This is a genomic window from Mesorhizobium sp. M7A.F.Ca.CA.003.01.2.1, assembly GCF_003998945.1.
Classification (GTDB): Bacteria; Pseudomonadota; Alphaproteobacteria; order Rhizobiales; family Rhizobiaceae; genus Mesorhizobium; species Mesorhizobium ciceri.
On the sequence record NZ_RZRA01001572.1, the window covers coordinates 1 to 598 of the forward strand.

General features: G+C 61.0%; 1 protein-coding gene. It reads left to right on the forward strand.

All coding sequences use genetic code 11. The annotated features are described in order from the left end of the window. Positions 1 to 7 precede the first annotated feature (7 nt). Positions 8 to 598, forward strand: a 591-nt coding sequence (locus EN969_RS34275; RefSeq protein ID WP_127419936.1) for a DUF4167 domain-containing protein, incomplete at its 3' end; no start/stop codon positions are given.

Consider the following 598-nt stretch of genomic DNA (forward strand, 5'->3'; position numbering starts at 1 on the left):
GAGTTTGATGAGGCCACAACAGCAGAACAGGCGCATGTGCGGTCGCAACAACAATGGCGGCGGCGGTGGTAACAATAACAACAATAACAACAACAACCGCAAGGGGCCTAATCCCCTGACGCGCAACTACGAGAGCAATGGCCCGGACGTGAAGATCCGCGGTTCGGCTCAGCAGATCGCCGAAAAATACGCCACCCTTGCCCGTGATTCACACAGCTCCGGCGACCGGGTCATGGCGGAGAACTATCTCCAGCACGCCGAGCATTACAATCGCATCATCGCGGCCGCACAGGCGCAGATGCCGATCCAGAACACGCAGCAGAATCGCGATGATTTCGACGATGATGGCGATGAGGACCGCGACGATTTCGACAATAGCGGCAACAACAGCAACGCTGCTTCCGACGTCCAGATCCCGGTGGTCAACCATGGCGCCGGCCCGCAGCCGGTTATCGAAGGTACGCCGGCCGAGGTCGCGCTGAACCGGGAAGGTGGCCGCGAGGCCCGCGATAACAATGGCGGGCGCAACAATGGCGGCCGCGACAACAATGGCGGGCGCCATCGTGATCGCCGCCCCAATGGCGGCTATGGCCAGAAC